This window comes from Kitasatospora sp. NPDC001225 (assembly GCF_053597855.1).
On record NZ_JBSFJC010000085.1, the window covers coordinates 1 to 17,984 of the forward strand.

Below are 17,984 nucleotides of genomic sequence, written 5' to 3' on the forward strand. Positions count from 1 at the left end.
GCCACCGCCGGCCGGTGGCGCGGGCGGTACGGGGCACCGGCCGTGCTGCTCGCCCCGTTCCTCCTGCTCTTCACCGCGTGCACGCTGATCCCGATCGGCTACGCGATCCGGCTCAGCCTCTTCACCGAACACCGCTCCGGCCTCGGCTTCGGCGACGCCGAGACGGTCTTCACCGGGCTCGGCAACTACACCCGGGCACTGTCGGACGCGGCCTTCCGCGGCGGCTTCCTGACCGCCGCCCAGTACTGCCTGATCTACATCCCGCTGATGACCGGCCTGGCGCTCGTCCTGGCCCTGCTGCTGGACTCCACGCTGGCCCGCGCCCGGCGCTTCTTCCAACTGGCGCTGTTCATCCCGCACGCCGTACCCGGCATCATCGCCGCGCTGCTGTGGATGTACCTCTACACCCCCGGCATCAGCCCCGTACTGGACGCACTGGAGTCCCTGGGCACCCAGCCCGACCCGCTCGGCCACCCGCTGCCCGCCGTCGTCAACATGGCGCTGTGGCAGTGGACCGGCTACAACCTGGTCATCTTCTACGCCGCGCTGCAGGCCGTCGACCGCTCCGTGCTGGAGGCCGCCGTCGTCGACGGCGCCGGGGAGCTGCGCACCGCCCTGAACATCAAGGTGCCGCTGATCCGGCCCTCGATCGCCATGGTCGGCCTGTTCACCGTCATCGGCTCGCTCCAGCTGTTCACCGAGCCGATGATCCTCTACGGCACCTCACCGGGCGTCACCTCCTCCTGGACCCCGAACATGTACGCCTACACGGCCGCCTTCGAACGCCACGACTACGGGCTCGCCGCTTCCGCCTCGGTGCTGCTGGCCCTCGCCGCGGCGGGGCTCTCCTTCGCCGTCACCCGGCTCACCCGGGGCCGCTCCGACCGCCGGCGGGAGGCCGACGCATGACCACCACCGCCACCCGCCCCAGCGGCGCCCCGCCCCGCCGCCCGGCCCGCGCCGCCCGGCCGCGCCGCCCCTGGACACTCTCCAAGACCGCCGTCAACGGCACCCTGGTCCTGGCCACCGTCTACACCCTGTGGCCGCTCGGCTGGCTGCTCACCGCCTCCGCCAAGAACACCGCCGACCTGCTCGGCGGCAACGCCCTGGGCGCCGACAACTTCCGGCTCGGCCAGAACCTGCACGACCTGGCCACCACCGGCGGCGGCATCTACTTCCGCTGGTACCTGAACTCGCTGCTGTACGCCGGGATCGGCTCGCTGCTGTGCGCGCTGGTGTGCGTCGCGGCCGGCTACGCCTTCCACGTCTACCGCTTCCCCGGCAAGGAGAAGGTGTTCGGCCTCGTGCTGCTGGGCGTGCTGGTGCCCACCACCGCGCTCGCCCTGCCGATGTACCTGCTGGCCTCCGAGCTCGGCATCGTCAACACCTTCTGGGCGGTCTTCCTGCCCTCGCTGGTCAACCCCTTCGGCGTCTACCTGGCCCGGGTGTTCTGCGCCGGCTACGTGCCGAACGAGGTCCTGGAGGCCGCCCGGATGGACGGCGCCGGGGAGCTGCGGACCTTCTGGTCGATCGGGCTGCGGATGGTGATGCCCGGCTTCGTCACCGTCCTGCTGTTCCAGTTCACCGCCATCTGGAACAACTTCTTCCTGCCGCTGGTGATGCTCTCCGACAGCCGGCTCTTCCCGGTCAGCCTCGGCCTGTTCAGCTGGAACGCCCAGACCAAGGCCTTCCCCGAGTACTACCCGCTGGTCATCACCGGCTCGCTGCTCGCCGTCGTGCCGCTCGTCCTCGCGTTGGTGCTGCTCCAGCGGCACTGGAAGGCCGGCCTGACCGCGGGGAGCGTCAAGTGAGCCCGAACCCCGCCACCGCCGCGACCGGCACCGGCACCGGCACCGCCGCCACGCCCGCCACCACGCCCGCCCCTACGCCCGACCGGGAGACCACCGTGCCCGACGGCCGGCCCGCCAGCCGCCCCCGCGCCGTCCTCGCCATGCACCGCGAGCTCGCCGGGCGCCTGATCGACCCGCACACCATGGCCCGGCTCACCGCCCTGGCCGACCTCGACCCGGCACTCGTCCTTGACGACTTCACCACCCCCGAGGCCCGCGCGGCGCTCGCCGACGCCGAGGTGATCGTCTCCAGCTGGGGCTGCCCGCCGATCGACGAGGAGGTGCTGGCCGCCGCCCCGCGGCTGAGCGCCGTCATCCACGCCGCCGGCTCGGTCAAACACCACGTCACCGACGCCTGCTGGCGCCACGGCCTCAAGGTCACCTCCGCGGCCTGGGCCAACGCCCTGCCGGTCGCCGAGTACACCGTCGCCGTCGTCCTGCTCGCCAACAAGCGGCTGCTGCCGATCCGTGAGGAGTACCGGCGCCGCCGCGCCCCCTACGACTGGCAGCTGGCGTACGGGGCGGCCGGCAACTACCGGCGCACCGTCGGCATCGTCGGCGCCTCCCGGATCGGCCGGCGGGTGATGGAACTGCTGCGCCCGCACGACCTGGACCTGCTGCTCCACGACCCGTACGTCGACCCCGCCGAGGCCGCCCGGCTCGGCGCCCGCGCCGTGGAGATGGACGAACTCTGCGCGGCCTCCGACGTGGTGAGCGTGCACGCCCCCGAACTGCCGGCCACCCGGCACCTGATCGACGGCCGCCGGCTCGCCCTGATGCGCGACGGCGCCACCCTCGTCAACACCTCGCGCGGCTCCCTGGTCGACCAGGAAGCACTGGTGCGCGAGGCCGCCTCCGGACGCCTCGACGCCGTCATCGACGTCACCGAGCCGGAGGTGCTGCCCGCCGACTCCCCGCTCTACGAGCTGCCGAACGTCTTCCTCACCCCCCACGTGGCCGGCTCGCTCGGCGGCGAGCTGCACCGGATGGCGGCCGCCGCCGCCGACGAGCTCGCCCGCTACACCGCCGGGCATCCGTTCGCCCACCCCGTCCTCGCCGAGGACGGACACCGCACCGCGTGACCCCGCGCAGCGCCCCCGTGCCGCGCGGCCCCGCAGCACGCTCCTCTCAGCACGTCCCTCGCACCACGTGCTCCCCGCACCAGCAACGAATCGGAGAACCCCATGCCCCGCAGGGTGATCGGCATCGTCATGAACGGCGTCACCGGCCGGATGGGCTACCGCCAGCACCTGGTCCGCTCCATCCTCGCCATCCGCGATCAGGGCGGCCTGCCGCTCGGCGACGGCGACACGCTGTGGCCCGAGCCGATCCTGGTCGGCCGCAGCGCCGACAAGCTCAAGGACCTCGCCGACCGCCACGGCCTCACCCACTGGACCACCTCGCTCGACGAGGCCCTCGCCCACCCGCTCGCCGAGATCTACTTCGACGCCCAGGTCACCCCCGCCAGGGAGACCGCGCTGCACACGGCGATCGCCGCCGGCAAGCACATCTACACCGAGAAGCCCACCGCCGAGTCGCTGGAGGCCGCGCTCGACCTCGCCCGCCTCGCCCGCGACGCCGGGGTGTGCAACGGCGCCGTCCAGGACAAGCTCTTCCTCCCCGGCCTGCGCAAGCTCAAGCGGCTGGTGGACGGCGGGTTCTTCGGCCGGATCCTCTCCGTGCGCGGCGAGTTCGGCTACTGGGTCTTCGAGGGCGACTGGCAGCAGGCCCAGCGGCCGTCCTGGAACTACCGCGCCGAGGACGGCGGCGGCATGGTCCTCGACATGTTCCCGCACTGGCGCTACGTGCTGGACGGCATCATCGCCCCCGTCCGCTCCGTGTACGCGCACACCGCCATCCACATCCCCGAGCGCACCGACGAGCGCGGGCAGGTCTACCGGGCCACCGCCGACGACGCCGCGTACGGCGTCTTCGAGCTGGAGGGCGGCATCACCGCCCAGATCAACTCCTCCTGGGCGGTCCGGGTGGACCGCGACGAACTGGTGGAGTTCCAGGTCGACGGCACGGAGGGCAGCGCGGTCGCCGGGCTGCGCGAGTGCCGCTTCCAGCACCGCGCGGCGACCCCCAAGCCGGTCTGGAACCCGGACCTGCCGGCGACCGAGCCGTTCCGCGCGCAGTGGCAGCGGGTGCCGGACAACGAGGAGTTCGACAACGGATTCAAGGCGCAGTGGGAGCTCTTCCTGCGCCACGTGACCACCGGCTCCCCGTACCACTGGGACCTGCTGGAGGGTGCCAAGGGCGTGCAGCTCGCCGAACTCGGCCTGCGCTCCGCCCGCGAGGGACGCCGGATGGACGTCCCCGAGCTGTCCCTGTGACGGCCGCCGGCCGCATCCGGGCCGGCCACCGAGCACCCGGCCGCCGGGGAGACCCGAGCGCCCCGCAGCCGCCCGCCGACGAGACGAATGCGCTGACACCATGACCGAGATCCACCTGCCCGGCCACGGCCGGCTCCGGCTGCGCGAGCCCGCCGTCCTGCCCGCCCCGCCCGCCCCCGCCCGCTCGCGGACGGCCTTCGCCGCCGCCCACGTGGTCGCCGACCCGCTGGGCGACAACGCCCCCGGCGCACCCGCCGCCGTCGACTGGGACGCCACCCTCGCCTTCCGCCGACACCTGTGGTCGCTGGGCCTCGGCGTGGCCGACGCGATGGACACCGCCCAGCGCGGCATGGGCCTCGACTGGCCGGCCACCCGCGAGCTGATCACCCGCTCCGGGGCCGAGGCCCGCGCCTGCGGCGGCCTGCTGGCCTGCGGCGTCGGCACCGACCAGCTCGCTCCCGGCCCCCACCCGCTGGACGCCGTCCGCGCCGCCTACGAGGAGCAGCTGACCGTCGTCCAGGAGGCCGGCGCGCAGCCGATCCTGATGGCCAGCCGCGCCCTGGCCGCCGCCGCCCGCGGCCCGGAGGACTACCTGGAGGTCTACGGCAAGCTGATCGCCGCCTGCGAGCGGCCGGTGCTGCTGCACTGGCTCGGCGAGATGTTCGACCCGGCGCTGGCCGGCTACTGGGGCTCCGCCGACCCCGACCCGGCCGCCGCGACCGTGCTGGAGCTGATCGGCGCGCACGCCGACCGGATCGAGGGCATCAAGGTCTCCCTGCTGGACTCCGACCGGGAGATCGCCCTGCGCCGCGCGCTGCCGGCCGGCGTGCGGATGTACACGGGCGACGACTTCCACTACCCCGAGCTGATCCGCGGCGACGAACACGGCCACAGCCACGCCCTGCTGGGCGTCTTCGACCCGATCGCGGCCACCGCCGCGGCGGCGCTGCGGGCGCTCGACGAGGGCGACCTCGACCGCTACGAGGAGCTGTTCGCGCCGACCGTGCCGCTGGCCCGGCACCTGTTCGCCGCGCCGACCTTCCACTACAAGACCGGCGTGGTCTTCCTCGCCTGGCTGGCGGGCCACCAGGACCACTTCACCATGGTGGGCGGCGCGCAGAGCGGACGTTCGGTGCCCCACCTGGTGGAACTGTTCCGGCTCGCGGACGCCGCCGCCGTGCTCCCCGACCCGGATCTCGCGGCCGACCGGATGCGCCGGCTGCTCGCCGTCGCGGGGGTGGCGGCATGAGCGGCGCCGGCGCGGCGAACGGCCTCGCGAGGCTGTCGCTCAACCAGATCACCACCCGGGGCTGGAGCCTTCCGGAGGCCGTGCGGGGCTGCGTGGACGCCGGCATCCCGGCCATCGGGCTCTGGCGCGACAAGGTCGCCGAAACCGGCCTGGCCCGCTCCGCGAAGCTGTGCCGGGACGCCGGACTCGCCGTCAGCAGCCTCTGCCGGGGCGGCTTCCTCACCGCCGACGGCCCCGAGCGGCGCCGGGCCGCGCTCGCCGACAACCTCCAGGCCATCGAGGAGGCCGCCGAACTCGGCACCGACACCCTGGTCCTGGTCGTCGGCGGCCTGCCGGCCGGCAGCCGCGACCTGGTCGGCGCCCGTGCCGCCGTCGCCGACCTGCTCGCCGAACTCGCCACGCACGCGGGCGACTTCGGTGTGCGACTGGCGATCGAGCCACTGCACCCGATGTTCTGCGCCGACCGGGCGGTGGTCTCCACCCTGGCCCAGGCGCTCGACCTCGCCGCCCCGTACCCCGCCCGGCAGGTCGGCGTCGTCGTCGACAGCTACCACGTCTGGTGGGACCCGGCACTGCCCGAGCAGATCGCCCGCGCCGGTCGAGAGGGCCGGATCGCCTCCTACCAGGTGTGCGACTGGACCCTGCCGCTGCCCGCCGACGCCCTGCTCGGCCGGGGCCACGTCGGTGACGGCCACATCGACTTCCGCACCCTCACCGACCTGGTCACCGCCGCCGGGTACGAGGGCTGGATCGAGGTCGAGATCTTCAACCAGGAGATCTGGGACACCCCGGGCGAGCTGACGCTGCGCACCCTGATCGAGCGGCACCTGACGCACCTGGCCTCGCCGTGAGAGTCGTCGTCGCGCCCGACTCCTTCAAGGGCACCGTCACCGCCCGGGACGCCGCCCTGGCGCTGGCCGCCGGCTGGCGCTCGGTGCGGCCGGACGACGAGCTGCTGCTCCGTCCGATGGCCGACGGCGGGGAGGGCACCCTCGACGCGCTCGCGGCCGCCCTCCCCGGCGCCGTCCCGTACCCGGTCCCCGACTGCACCGGCCCCGACGGGGGGCCGGTCACCGGCCGCTACGCGCTGCTGCCGGACGGCACCGCGCTGGTCGAACTCGCCGACACCGGCGGCCTGCCGCTGCTCGGCGGCGCCCTCGCCCCGCTCACCGCCGGCACCCGCGGCACGGGCGAGACCATCGCCGCCGCACTGGACGCCGGCGCGCGGCAGGTGACCGTCGCACTCGGCGGCTCCGCGTCCACCGACGGCGGCGCCGGGCTGCTGGCCGCCCTCGGCCTGCGGCTGCTGGACGACACCGGCGCCGACCTCCCGGACGGCGGCGGCGCCCTCACCCGGGCCGCCCGGCTCGACCGCACCGCCCTGCGCGCCGCCCCGCCCGGCGGCGTCCGGCTGCTGACCGACGTGACCAACCCGCTGCTCGGCCCCACCGGGGCGGCCGCCGTCTACGGGCCGCAGAAGGGTGCCGACCCGGCCCGGATCGCCGTCCTGGAGGCGGGGCTGCGCCGCTTCGCCGACCTGCTCGGGGGCGACCCGGCCCTCCCCGGCTCCGGCGCGGCCGGCGGCACCGCCTACGGCCTGGTGACCGCCTGGGGTGCGCAGGTGGTCCCCGGCGCGGCGGCGGTGGCCGAGCTGACCGGCCTCGACGAAGCCCTCACCGGGGCCGGCCTGGTGATCACCGGCGAGGGCCGCTTCGACCGCACCAGCCTGCTCGGCAAGGCGGTCGGCGAGGTCCTCGCCCGCGCGGAGCGGGCCGGCGTCCCCGCCCGGGTCGTCGCCGGGGAGGCCTCCGACCCCGGCGCGCTCACCCTCACCGGGCTGTCCGGGGACCCGGCCGACGCCCGCCACCGGGCGGCCCACTGGCTCACCGCCGCCGGCGCCCGACTGGCCCGCGCGGCGCCTCCTTTCACCGTCTGACGACGTGGAAGGCCTCCCGCGATCCGGACCACGCGGCCGAGAAGGCCCGCGCCGAGCACCTCCACCCGAGCGCCTCCACTCGATCGCCGACGGCGAGGTCATACCGAAGACGCCCACCGTCGTCCCGCCCGGCCCCCACCTCCCAGGAGGAGCTCCCCCCCATGACCGCCGCGCCGAACCCCGCCCTGCTCTCCCGCCGCCGCCTGCTGCGACTCGCCGCCATCGGCACCACCGCCCTCACCCTCGGTGCCCTCCCCACCCCCGCCACGGCCGCGGCCGACGCCTACGACACCCTGCGCCTGCGCTGGCTCGACCTGCTCACCGGCACCGGCTTCGACCCGGCCACGGCCCCCTACGCCACCACCCTCGCCGCCCTCGGCGACCGGGCCCGCACCCAGCTCCAGGCCATGGCCCCGACCTCCACGTCCCTCTGGCCGGACCTCCCCCTGGGCACCGCCTCGGCGAACGTCACCGCCTCCCACACCCGCCTGCGCACCCTGGCCATGGCCTGGGCGCAGCCCGGCACCGGTCTGACCGGTGACCAGGCCCTGGCCACCGCGATCACCACCGGCCTGAACCACCTCAACACCACCACCGGCGCCTACACCCCCACGGCCACCGCCTACGGCAACTGGTGGGACTGGCAGATCGGCACCCCGCAGGCCCTCCTCGACACCTGCGTCCTGGCCCACGACCTCCTGCCGCCCACCCGGCTCTCCGCCCTGCTCGCCGCCGTGGACCGCCAGGTCCCCGACTCCCTGGTGTCGAGCTACACGGGCACCAGCACCGGCGGCAACCGGGTGGACCTGTGCCGCGTCCTGGCCCTGCGCGGAGTGCTGGGCCGCACCTCCGCCAAGCTCACCACCGCCACCACCGCGCTCTCCCCGGTCTTCCCGTACGTCCTGGCCGGCGACGGCCTGTACGCCGACGGCTCCTTCGTCCAGCACACCTGGGTGCCGTACACCGGCTCCTACGGGGAGGTGCTGCTCGGTGGCCTGAGCAGGCTCTTCGCCCTGCTGGCCGGTTCCGCCTGGCAGATCTCCGACCCGTCCCGGCAGAACGTCTTCGACGCCGTCACCGACGCCTACGCGCCCTTCCTCTACAACGGCCTGGTGATGGACGCCGTGAGCGGGCGGGCCGTCAGCCGGGGCCGCCAGAGCGGCGACCAGCTCCAGCTCCAGCAGGACGACCACGTCCGGGGCCACACCCTGATCGGCCACATCCTGCGCCTCGCCGACTCCGGCGCCGCCCCGGCCGCCCAGTCCGCCGCCTGGCGCTCCGCCGTGAAGGGCTGGCTCACCCGTGACCACTACCTGCCCTACCTCTCCAACGCCTACCTCGACGTCCCCGAGCTCGCCCGCGCCCAGGCCCTCCTGAACTCCGCCACCGCCGCCGCCCCCGAGCCGCTCGGCGCCCGGGTGTTCGCGATGGACCGCGCCGTGGTCCGCCGCTCCGGCTGGGCCGCCTCGCTCAGCCTCTGCTCCGCCCGCACCACCTTCTACGAGACCGGCAACGGCGAGCACCTGCGCGGCTGGCACACCAACAACGGCATGCTCTCCTGGTGGGGTGCCACCTTCGGCAACGGCCAGTACTCGGACGCCTTCTGGCCCACCGTGGACCCGTACCGCCTGCCCGGCACCACCGTCTCCGCCAAGCCGCTCGCCGACGCCGCCGGCGGCACCTGGGGCGCACCCCGCCCGGACTCCACCTGGGCCGGCGGCGCCACCGACGGCACCTACGCCGCCGTCGGCCAGGACCTGCGCGGCCTCTCCTCCACCCTGACCGGACGCAAGTCCTGGTTCCTGCTGGACGATGCGGTGGTCTGCCTCGGCGCGGGCATCAGCTGCACCGACGGCACCCCGGTGGAGACCGTCGTCGACAACCGCAACCTCGGCCCCGCCGGCACCCACGCCCTCACCGTGGACGGCGCCGCCCAGCCCACCACCCTCGGCTGGTCCCAGCGCCTCGACGGCGCCCGCGCCGTCGCCGTCGCGGGTTTCGGCGGCTACGTCCTGCCCGCCGGCACCACCCTGCGGGCGAAGCGCGAGGCCCGCACCGGCAGTTGGCACGACATCAACACCGGCGGCTCCACCGAGCAGCTCACCCGCCGCTACCTCACCCTCTGGTTCGACCACGGCACCAACCCCACCGACGCCGGGTACGAGTACCAGGTGCTGCCCGGCGCGACCGCCGCGGCCACCGCGGCCCGGGCGGCCGCCCCCACCGTCACCACCCTCGCCAACTCCCGTACGGTCCAGGCGATATCCGACTCCGCCTCGGGTGTCACCGCCGCCAACTTCTTCGCCGCCGGCACGGCCGGGCCGCTCACCGCCTCCGCCCCCTGCTCGGTGCTGGTCCGCGACACCGACAGCACCCGCACCGTCACCGTCGCCGACCCCTCCCGCCGGGCCGCCACCGTCACGCTCACCCTCGCCGGCACGGGCCGCCCCACCGAGGCCGCCGAAGGCGTCAGTGTGCTCTCCACCGAGGGCGCGGTGACCCTCCTGGTGGAGCTCGGCGGCACCCAGGGCGCCGGCCGCACCATCACCCTCACCACCGCCTCCGGCGCCCCGGCGACCGCCACCGCGACCCTGCTCGACCCCACCCAGGACAGCTACGTCCGCGACGGCTCCTACGCCACCACCAACTACGGCACCGCCACCACCCTGACGGTCAAGAACACCAACACCACCGACAGCGGCTTCAGCCGGCGCGCCCTCCTCGCCTTCGACACCACCGCCGTCCCCGGCACCGTCCGCCGCGCCGTCCTCTGGGTCCACGGCGCGGTCGCCGACTCCGGGGGCACCCTCGCCACCCTCCAGGCCTTCACCACCGCCCCCACCCCCTGGACCGAACCCGCCGTCACCTGGGCCAACGCCCCCGGCCTGGCCCAACCCCTCGGCACCGGCCGGATCTCCACCACACCCGACTGGATCCCCCTCGACGTCACCCCCGCCGTCACCCCGGGCAACCCCTCCCTCACCCTGGCCCTCTTCCAGCCCCTCGCCACCGTCGGCCTCGCCGTCAACCTCGACGCCCGCAGCCACACCACCTTCCACCCCGTCCTGGAGGTGATCACCTCCTGACCGGCCACCGCCGCACCATCGGGTCGCGGGACCGGACGCGGGCATGGACGACGAGACGCCGCTGCGGGGCCGGGTCTACGGAACCGACCACGACGACCCCGTCCCCGGGCACGTGTACCGCGAGCGTGTCGGTGGTCCGCTCGACGGCCTCTCCTGGACGTCACCGCCTGGGACGCCGACCGGCTTGCCGGCGGCGCCGCGCTCGCCACCGAGATCGGCCAGTACGGCGCCGGCGGCCTCGGGGCCACACGACCGCGAGGTCAGCCGAGAACCCCGCCACCGGGTCCCACAGCGCGTCAGTTGGCATCGTGGCGGTGGTGAGATTGCCGGAGAAGTCAGTCGACCGCGTCCGCGAAGGCCGGATCCCACGCGGCCGGGGCCCCGGAGGCCACGGTCCGCCTGGTGCCATTCGGCCCTCGGGCATCCGCCCGACTGCTTCTTGACGCGCTGGACCACCGCCAGGCCGTCCAGATGGCGGCTGAACTGCTCGAACTCCCGAAGCGCGAGCCCGAGTCCCAGGCCCGATGAACAATCGATCAGCGCGTGCGGCGTCCGGCACCAGCCGGGCGCCGCACACGTTTCCAAGGTTCCACCCCACCGCCGACAGATCACCAGCGGATAGCGCCACCCCCGCCGGGGCATAGCCAGAACCAGACCCACCAGGGGAAGGAGACCAGCAGGATGTCGCGGCCGTCGGTGGCTGGAGCCTGGGCGAGCCGGACGAATGCTGAGGGTCCCGTCGGGCGCGCGCGACCGACAGGTACGGATCGTCGCCGGGTGCCGTTCGTCAGCTGCGGCGACTCAGGAAGCCCCTGCCGGGTCTACGTGGCGACGACCGGCGAGGCCGGCGGCGTACCAGTCGACGTGGGTGGCGACGGCGGCGAAGACGCTGGGCCACGTCTCCTCCTGGAGGATTGCCCGGAGCAGCAATTCGCGGACATCGGCGAGGTAGGCGTCGAGGCGGTGGCCGGTGCGGGTGAGTACCGCGCCCGCCGGCCGGGACCTGGGCCGTCCGATCCTGGATTCCCCGCTGGTGCGCGGCGCGATGTGGCTGTGCTGGAGTGGCCACGACGGCATCCGCACCCTCCACCAGGGCGCCGACCCGGCCCGCGGCTGGACCGAGCGCGACGTCGACGGCCTGGACGGCTGGGTGGCCCTGGTCGACGGCCGGATCGTCCTTGCCACCCGCCCTGGCGGCCTGCCGGAGCCCGTCGTCCACGCCGAGGCCTGGCAGGCCGGCGCGACGCTGCACGCCGCCCTCGCCCAGCATCCCGCCGACCAGGACGAAGAGGATGAGGGGGACGGGTACGAGGGCGACGACCGGGAGCACGGGATGCTCGGCGGCATCCGCCACCGGGTCCGCGGCCGGGCCGCCGGGATGACCCCGGAGAACATCCAGCAGGCCCCGCACCGGGCCCGGGACGACGAACGCGCCGCCGACCGGTACGCCGACGCCGGCCACGAGGCCGCCTACGCCACCGCGGACACCACCCGCGCCGAGTGGCAGCGCGTGCGCGACCACACCGCCGAAACCCGCGCCGAGCGCTACGACCCCGACCACGACACCGCCCTCCAACACGCCCTGCGCCGCGTGTCAGTCTTCTCTCTAGTTGCAACACTGATGTCGCTCGTACCAGGTGTGCTTGAGGTAGCCAACAAACTTAAAGCTGCCCATTGGTATGCCTATTGAGCTGTAGTGGTGTTGCTAGTGAGCATGTTGACCTCTGGCGGATAGTCGCTCTGACCTGGGATGTTTTAGTTACGCGGCGAATGTTGTAACTAGATAGATAACTACCCGGTGAGAGTATCGGGCGATGCCCTCTGGAGTGATCTTGAGGGGGTGCGATGTGGGCAGGTCGAGGCGGTGTCAGTGTTAACGGCGGGGGCTGTGGGCAGAGTGTCGTGTTGCGTGAGCTGACGACGACATCCAGGCTGCCGCCCTCGCCTGAAGCCTCGTCGGGATCAGGGCTCGATGTTGATGCCGTAGTCAGTGGCCAGGCCCGCCAGGCCGCTGTCGTAGCCCTGGGCGACGGCGCGTGCTTTCCAGCCCGGTCCGTGGCGGTAGAGCTCAACGGCGACCACGACCGTCTCGCCCGCGTCGTGGGCGGGCGGCTCGAAGCGCAGGAGCACACCTGAGATTTGGGTGATGTCCGCCCTCCAGGTGGTGCGCTGGTCGAGGACGGCGGTGGGTTGCGCTTCGAGGTCGACGCTCACCACCACAGCGACCGTGCGGACATCGTCGGGGATGCGGCCGAGGTCGGCGGTGATGGTGTCGCCGCTGGAACTGACGCCGTCTTGGTGGGGGTGGTTGTAGAAGACGAGGTCGTGGTCGGTCCGGACCTTGCCGTCGCCGGTGAGGAGAAGTGCGGAAACATCGACCGGAGCGCCAATGGTCGTGACGCGTACCGCTGTTGTCTCGGTAGGTAGGGGCGCGTTGCCGCCCTTGGCCAACAGCAGCGGCACGAGGCCCTTCCCGTCAGGGGATGGTGCGGCGAGGTCGGTGGTGACGGGGCCAGCGGGGGAGTGGGCCGGGGGCGTGCCGGTGCGGGTGAGGCCAGCGAGGGCGCGCTGCAGGAGCGGCCAGCCTTCGGCTTCCTCGCCGGGCCAAGGCCACCGTAGCCGCTGGGTGCCGAACTGCTTGGCGGTGGGCGGCTGTCCGAGTGCCTCCTGGAGTTGAACGTAGCGCAGGCTCTCGATGGCCAGCCGCTGCAACTCCCACTGCCGGCGGATCTCCTCCGGGTCCTGGGCCGCTGGCCAGGTGCTTTTGGGGACGGGCTCGCCACCGAGCGCTTGGTACACCCGGCGGGCGAAGTCGTGGCCGTCGCTGGCCAGCAGGCGGGCGGGCCGCTTCTGCTCGGACGGCGCGGGCTCGCCGATCGCGGTGTAGAGCGCCCCGAGGTCACCGCCGGTCCACTGGTTGGCGGCGGTCGTCGCGAACCGGGAGAACTGGATGAGCGTGGGCGGGCGCCCCTTGAGGGCGACGTGGCGGTGGTACTGGTGGGCGACCTCCTCCAGTTCGCGGCGCCACCGCTGCTGCAAGTAGGTGTTGAGGTAGCGTTCGGCCCAGGCACGGCGGTGCCGGGTGACGATGTCCCTCACGTGCTCGAAGCCATCGCGGCGCGAGCCACGGCCCATGCTGAACGTGACACTCACGAGGCCGTCCTCGGAGACGACCGGAACACTCCTGCCCTCCGAGATCGACTCCGGATCTCCCAACTGCTGCTCGGCGGAGCGCAGTTCCTCGAAGAGGGAAGCGTCGACGGGGCAGCCGGCCGTGCGCAGCTCGGTCAGCTCACGGTCGTAGTAGCCGGCGGCGTCGGACAGGGTGGTGCGGGAGTACGGGCCCTCGCACACGAACCACGCGGTCAGCCCGATGCCATGCCAGAACCCGGCCGCTGCACCGAGAACCTGGGTCATCGTGTGGTGCGGGCGGGGGTTGCTGACGATGCTTCCGGGGTGCTGCTTCAGCATCACCGTCTCCCACAGCCGCCCTACCTGCTCCAGGACCGTGGGCGGCAGAGCCTGCAGGTACAGCTGAGGGGTCCGGTCCTCTCCGGGCGAGGAGAGGTCCATCACTTCCTCATCGAGCAGGCCCCACAACGAGGGCATCCCCTTCACCTGGTGGGCGTGTGCCTGGTCGAAACCCGCCCACCAGTCGCGCAGCACGGACACCCGCTCCTCGATGGGAGAGACGGCGGTGCTCGTGCCGAGGAACGCCGCGAGCATCGCCTGGACCTCGTCCTCGCCGATGCCCGTCTCAGCCGCCACCTCGGCCGCCTGGGAGGACATGCCCACATACAGGCGCGCCTCGGGCAGGGCGGTGATGACCTCCTCGTCCGGGTGCGGCGGGGCCTGGAGGTAGTCGAGTACAGCCAGCCAGTCACCCGCGAAATGAGCGGAGACCACCGGCTGCAGTGCGCGGGTGAGGACCCGCCGCGCCAGCGGCGTGCCCTTCTTCGCCTTCGCCGCGAACCCTGCCGTCAACTGCTGCAGCCGCTGAATCCGATGACGGGCCACCAGCTGTTCGAGATCGGCCGCCGCTAGCGCTTCCAGCAGGTCCAGACGGGCCTGCTGCTGCCCTCTGCGGTCGAGGGCGTGCCAGCCGCCGCCGAACCGGAAGACCTCCAGCGCACCGGAAGCGATGCCCAGCAGCCGGTAGCGGTCCTCGATCGCCGCCCACACCTGCCGCTGCTCCTCACGCGTACCGGCCGGCCCCGCCGCCCGCACCCGAACCGGCTCCATCAGCGTCTCAAACAAGGGCACCAGCAGCGCCCACAGCAGCACCACATCCCCGCCCTCGGCGACGGTGAGGCGGGCCGTGTCACCAGCGGCCACCGTCAGTGCGTGGGCCGGACGGTGGCGCAGCAGATGTGGCAGGTTGACCACCCCTGCCTTCAGCGAGAGCTGCTGCGGCAGATACCACGCGCCGCGCCGCTGCTGCTCCTGAACTCCGAACACCTCCGCGCACAGGGCGCTCTCCGTGCGGGTGAGAGCCGCGGCCTTGGCGGTGTCCGGGACACGAGCCCCCTTGCCGACAGTGACGGCGGCCACCGGCCGGCCCTCGAGCGAGGCGGCCAGCAACCGGGCCGTGAGCGCGTCGACGTCGGTGAAGCGCTGCTGCCGGCCGGCCGCCGCCTCCACGCGAAGTGCTACCTCAGGGTGGGCATCCGCAGCCGAAAGCCACCACCGCGACGGGTCAGCTGCCACCGGTCACCTTCCGCATGAGCTCGACGAACTTCTCGAACGGCAGTGGCGACGCCGTGCCTTGCGCGTAGACGGCGTAGCGCTGCGCCATGAACTCCATTTCCCGCTCGGCCCGCCTAGCCTCCACCCGATCCAGCTCATGCACGACGCGCTGCTCCACCCGTCCTCGCTCGTACAGGACGAACGCGTCCATCCCGCCCGCACCGTCGTCGCCTCCAGCACCTTCCGCAGGGTCGTCCCCTTCCTGCCCGTCACCCTGGAAGGAGGCGGCCTCGATGGGCGGGGCGTCCAGCAGCAGAGCCGGGTCCATGTCGTTGTCCGCGCACAGCGCCTCCAGGTGGTCCTCCAGGCCGAGTTCGGCGTGGCAGACCACGTCCAGGTACTGCTGTCCGGCGGGCACGCCCGGGTGGCGCAGCACACGGACACCGCGTCCGATGAACTGGTAGAACTCGCCGAAACTGCCGTAGGGGCGGATCGGCACGACAACGGTGATAGGCGGGAAGTCGTAGCCCTGGCCGAGCATCCGCAACTGCACGATGCCCTGAAGGTCCCCGGAGTCGGACTCGAACCTGCGCACAGTGGAGGAGATCGCCGACGGCGCCATGCTGTGGTGCAAGGTGGCGCAGGCGATCCCGTGCTCCTCGGCGATCCGCGCGATCTGCTCGGCGTGAGCCTGGCCCATGGCGGAGAACAGCACCCGCGGCTTCACGGGGGCCAGGAGCTTGGCCTGCGCGTCCAGGCAGGCGCGGGTCACCGCCATCACGTGATGGATCGGCGCTTCGGACTGCGCGGTGATACGCGCCATCCGCCGCTCGTCGCCCAACGCGGCCAACAGCGCGTCACGGCCCACGATCTGCTCGCGCCGCCCATCCGGCCATGTGGCCTCGTAGACGGTCGCCGCCACGTCCGGCGCGAAGCGGTGGACCCGCAGATTCTTCGCCGAGCCGTCCGCGACGGAGTCCACCAGACGGTAGCGGTAGACGACATCTGCATCGATCGGCTTGCCGTCCAGGCGCCTGAAGCATGCGGACATCAGCAGCGTGCGTGCGCTCTGGAAGTGGGCGAACAGCCGCTGGTAGGAGGCGCTGGCCGCGATGTGCGCCTCGTCGACGACGATGAAGTCCACATCTCCCGGCTGAAGTTTGGCGAGTAGGTCCCCGTCGGCCTCACCGGTGCCCAGGGAATGGAAGTTGGTGACCAGGACATCGGCGGCCAGCAGCCGCTCGCGGCTGACCCGGCTGATCTGACCGTCCGCCGCGTCCAGGACGAGGGTTGCCGGCGGGCGCGCACCGGGCAGCATCGGCCCACCCGTCAGACCGTACAGAACGTTGCCCGGCACACCCGCATCCAGGGCCTTGGCGAAGGTGCCCCGGATGACCGAGCCTGGCGTCACCACCAGTACCCGCCGTTTGGCGAACGACAACGCGGCCGCGACCCCCAGCGCGGTCTTGCCGGCCCCGACCGCCATCACCGCGGCCGCGTGCCGTCCTCCCGAGGCGTAGTAGTTCGCTAGCGCCCCCAACGCCTCGTCCTGGCACGCCCGCAGCGGCCCGCGGTCCACCCGCGCCCGCACGTCGTCGAAGTACGATCCGCCCCCGGCCCCGAACACAGATGCCCGGCGGGGCGGATCAGCCGCCCGCATCGGATCACCCACCATGTCCGGGACCTCGACATGAGGTGAAGCGGTCAGCAACGGAGCCAGCGCCGGATCCTGACGCAGCATCGCCTGCAGCTGCGAGACGCAGCGCGCGGTGTCCGTGCGCACTGCGTCATAGGAGAACCGCAGTACCGTCAACCCGGTGGCGGCCAGGTCGTTCTGCCGCATCCGGTCGTAGGTGAACGCACCCCGGTCGCTGTGGAACGCGAATCCGTCCAGCTCGACAGCCACCCGCAGCACGTCACCCGCGATCAGGTAATCCAGCCGGTAGGTGCGCTCCTCGACGGTCACCGGGTACTGGCTGTGCACGCGGGCGACGATGCCCCGCCCCGCCGCCGGGGTGAGCACCCATCGCAAGAACGCTTCCTCCAGGAACGAGGCGGCGGGGATCAACCGCTCCAACCCAGCGCTCATGCCGGTCCGTCCTCGAGGTCCGCCTCGGAGGCAAGCACAGTGACCTTCCCCGACAACTGCTCCACAAGGTCCTCGCCCTGCCCGAAGCGGGCCAGGCGGCGTGCCAGGCCGAGAGCCTCCGACAGGGCGCCCTCGCGCTCGAGCAAATCGATCAACTGCGGCACAGAGGACACCCGCACGAACGAGTGCTCATCGTCAGTGAAGTCGAACGACACAGCTTGTGGGTCGGCCTCCATCAACTCAAGGTCGAGCAGAGCGAACACCTCGAGCAACTCCAGCGCATCAGGGTCAGAACGGCGGTCAGCCCACAGCTGGCTGACTGCGTGTTGCAGGACGAAGTGGTAGTCCATCGCCGAACCCGGGATCTCCAACGCCTCCCAGACCCGCACGGCCAACTCCGGACCCCGCGCTTCGCGCGGTACGTGCCGACTGGCAGGTGTGGCAGAGGTACTGCCCTCAGGAGTTGGCCACATCGCAGAGCCGTACGACTCGTCGGGACGGTCGTTCGCTCCTGGAAGTGACTCGCGGACTACACCGGGGCTGCCCGTGAAGCTCAGGCCAGGGATTGCCGCCATCCGTTCGAACCACGGTTCCATGTACCCACCGGTCTTGAGTCCTGTATCGCCACCTGCCGCGAGCAGGCCACCCACCCCTGCGCCCGCCCAGTTTTGCAGGACCCGGACCTCACGGGCCACGTATTCGGAGCAGACAATGGCAGCCTCGGAGACCAAGTGCTCGATGTTGGCCTTCAC

Annotated in this window: 13 protein-coding genes and 1 pseudogene; 11 read left to right on the top strand and 3 right to left on the bottom strand. The window is 72.8% G+C overall.

Annotation, left to right across the window (positions count from 1 at the left end):
- From ACWDCZ_RS25940 to ACWDCZ_RS25990, 11 genes and pseudogenes are all read left to right on the top strand, one after another.
- A partial coding sequence (locus ACWDCZ_RS25940) for a carbohydrate ABC transporter permease (RefSeq protein ID WP_449817085.1) occupies window positions 1-909 on the top strand: 909 nt, incomplete at its 5' end.
- Window positions 906-1,811, top strand: coding sequence for a carbohydrate ABC transporter permease (locus tag ACWDCZ_RS25945; RefSeq protein ID WP_049657190.1), 906 nt, complete (start codon window positions 906-908; stop codon window positions 1,809-1,811). The genes ACWDCZ_RS25940 and ACWDCZ_RS25945, both read left to right, overlap by 4 nt.
- 140 nt (window positions 1,812-1,951) lie before the next feature.
- Window positions 1,952-2,932 carry a hydroxyacid dehydrogenase gene (locus ACWDCZ_RS25950; protein ID WP_387821659.1) on the top strand — a complete coding sequence of 327 codons (981 nt, stop codon included), beginning with the start codon at window positions 1,952-1,954 and terminating at the stop codon, window positions 2,930-2,932.
- Between the two features lie 102 nt (window positions 2,933-3,034).
- Window positions 3,035-4,186, top strand: coding sequence for a Gfo/Idh/MocA family protein (locus ACWDCZ_RS25955; protein WP_449817086.1), 1,152 nt, complete (start codon window positions 3,035-3,037; stop codon window positions 4,184-4,186).
- 100 nt (window positions 4,187-4,286) lie between these two features.
- A complete protein-coding gene (locus ACWDCZ_RS25960; RefSeq protein ID WP_074006085.1) occupies window positions 4,287-5,435 on the top strand; it encodes a dihydrodipicolinate synthase family protein in 1,149 nt (382 codons plus the stop codon).
- The gene (locus tag ACWDCZ_RS25965) at window positions 5,432-6,286 is read left to right on the top strand and encodes a sugar phosphate isomerase/epimerase family protein (RefSeq protein ID WP_049660487.1); all 855 of its coding nucleotides are present in this window, start codon (window positions 5,432-5,434) and stop codon (window positions 6,284-6,286) included. The genes ACWDCZ_RS25960 and ACWDCZ_RS25965 overlap by 4 nt, the downstream gene beginning before the upstream one ends.
- Window positions 6,283-7,371 carry a glycerate kinase gene (locus ACWDCZ_RS25970; protein ID WP_117484817.1) on the top strand — a complete coding sequence of 363 codons (1,089 nt, stop codon included), beginning with the start codon at window positions 6,283-6,285 and terminating at the stop codon, window positions 7,369-7,371. Before ACWDCZ_RS25965 ends, ACWDCZ_RS25970 begins: the two co-directional genes overlap by 4 nt.
- 161 nt (window positions 7,372-7,532) lie before the next feature.
- Window positions 7,533-10,457 (top strand): polysaccharide lyase family 8 super-sandwich domain-containing protein, encoded by a 2,925-nt coding sequence (locus tag ACWDCZ_RS25975; RefSeq protein ID WP_387821603.1) that lies wholly within the window; start codon window positions 7,533-7,535, stop codon window positions 10,455-10,457.
- A 43-nt stretch (window positions 10,458-10,500) separates the two neighbouring features.
- Window positions 10,501-10,778, top strand: a pseudogene (locus ACWDCZ_RS25980) (hypothetical protein).
- 81 nt (window positions 10,779-10,859) lie between these two features.
- A complete protein-coding gene (locus ACWDCZ_RS25985; protein WP_449817087.1) occupies window positions 10,860-10,985 on the top strand; it encodes a hypothetical protein in 126 nt (41 codons plus the stop codon).
- A 448-nt stretch (window positions 10,986-11,433) separates the two neighbouring features.
- Window positions 11,434-12,147, top strand: a complete 714-nt coding sequence (locus ACWDCZ_RS25990; RefSeq protein WP_449817088.1) for a hypothetical protein — start codon at window positions 11,434-11,436, stop codon at window positions 12,145-12,147.
- A 272-nt stretch (window positions 12,148-12,419) separates the two neighbouring features.
- Here the strand turns inward: ACWDCZ_RS25990 and ACWDCZ_RS25995 are convergent, their stop codons facing one another.
- From ACWDCZ_RS25995 to ACWDCZ_RS26005, 3 genes are read right to left on the bottom strand one after another with little or no spacing between them, the layout of a single operon-like run.
- A complete protein-coding gene (locus ACWDCZ_RS25995; protein ID WP_449817089.1) occupies window positions 12,420-15,098 on the bottom strand; it encodes a TerD family protein in 2,679 nt (892 codons plus the stop codon).
- Between the two features lie 55 nt (window positions 15,099-15,153).
- Window positions 15,154-17,232 carry a DEAD/DEAH box helicase family protein gene (locus tag ACWDCZ_RS26000; RefSeq protein ID WP_449817090.1) on the bottom strand — a complete coding sequence of 693 codons (2,079 nt, stop codon included), beginning with the start codon at window positions 17,230-17,232 and terminating at the stop codon, window positions 15,154-15,156.
- The gene (locus ACWDCZ_RS26005; protein WP_449817091.1) at window positions 17,229-17,984 is read right to left on the bottom strand and encodes a hypothetical protein; all 756 of its coding nucleotides are present in this window, start codon (window positions 17,982-17,984) and stop codon (window positions 17,229-17,231) included. Before ACWDCZ_RS26005 ends, ACWDCZ_RS26000 begins: the two co-directional genes overlap by 4 nt.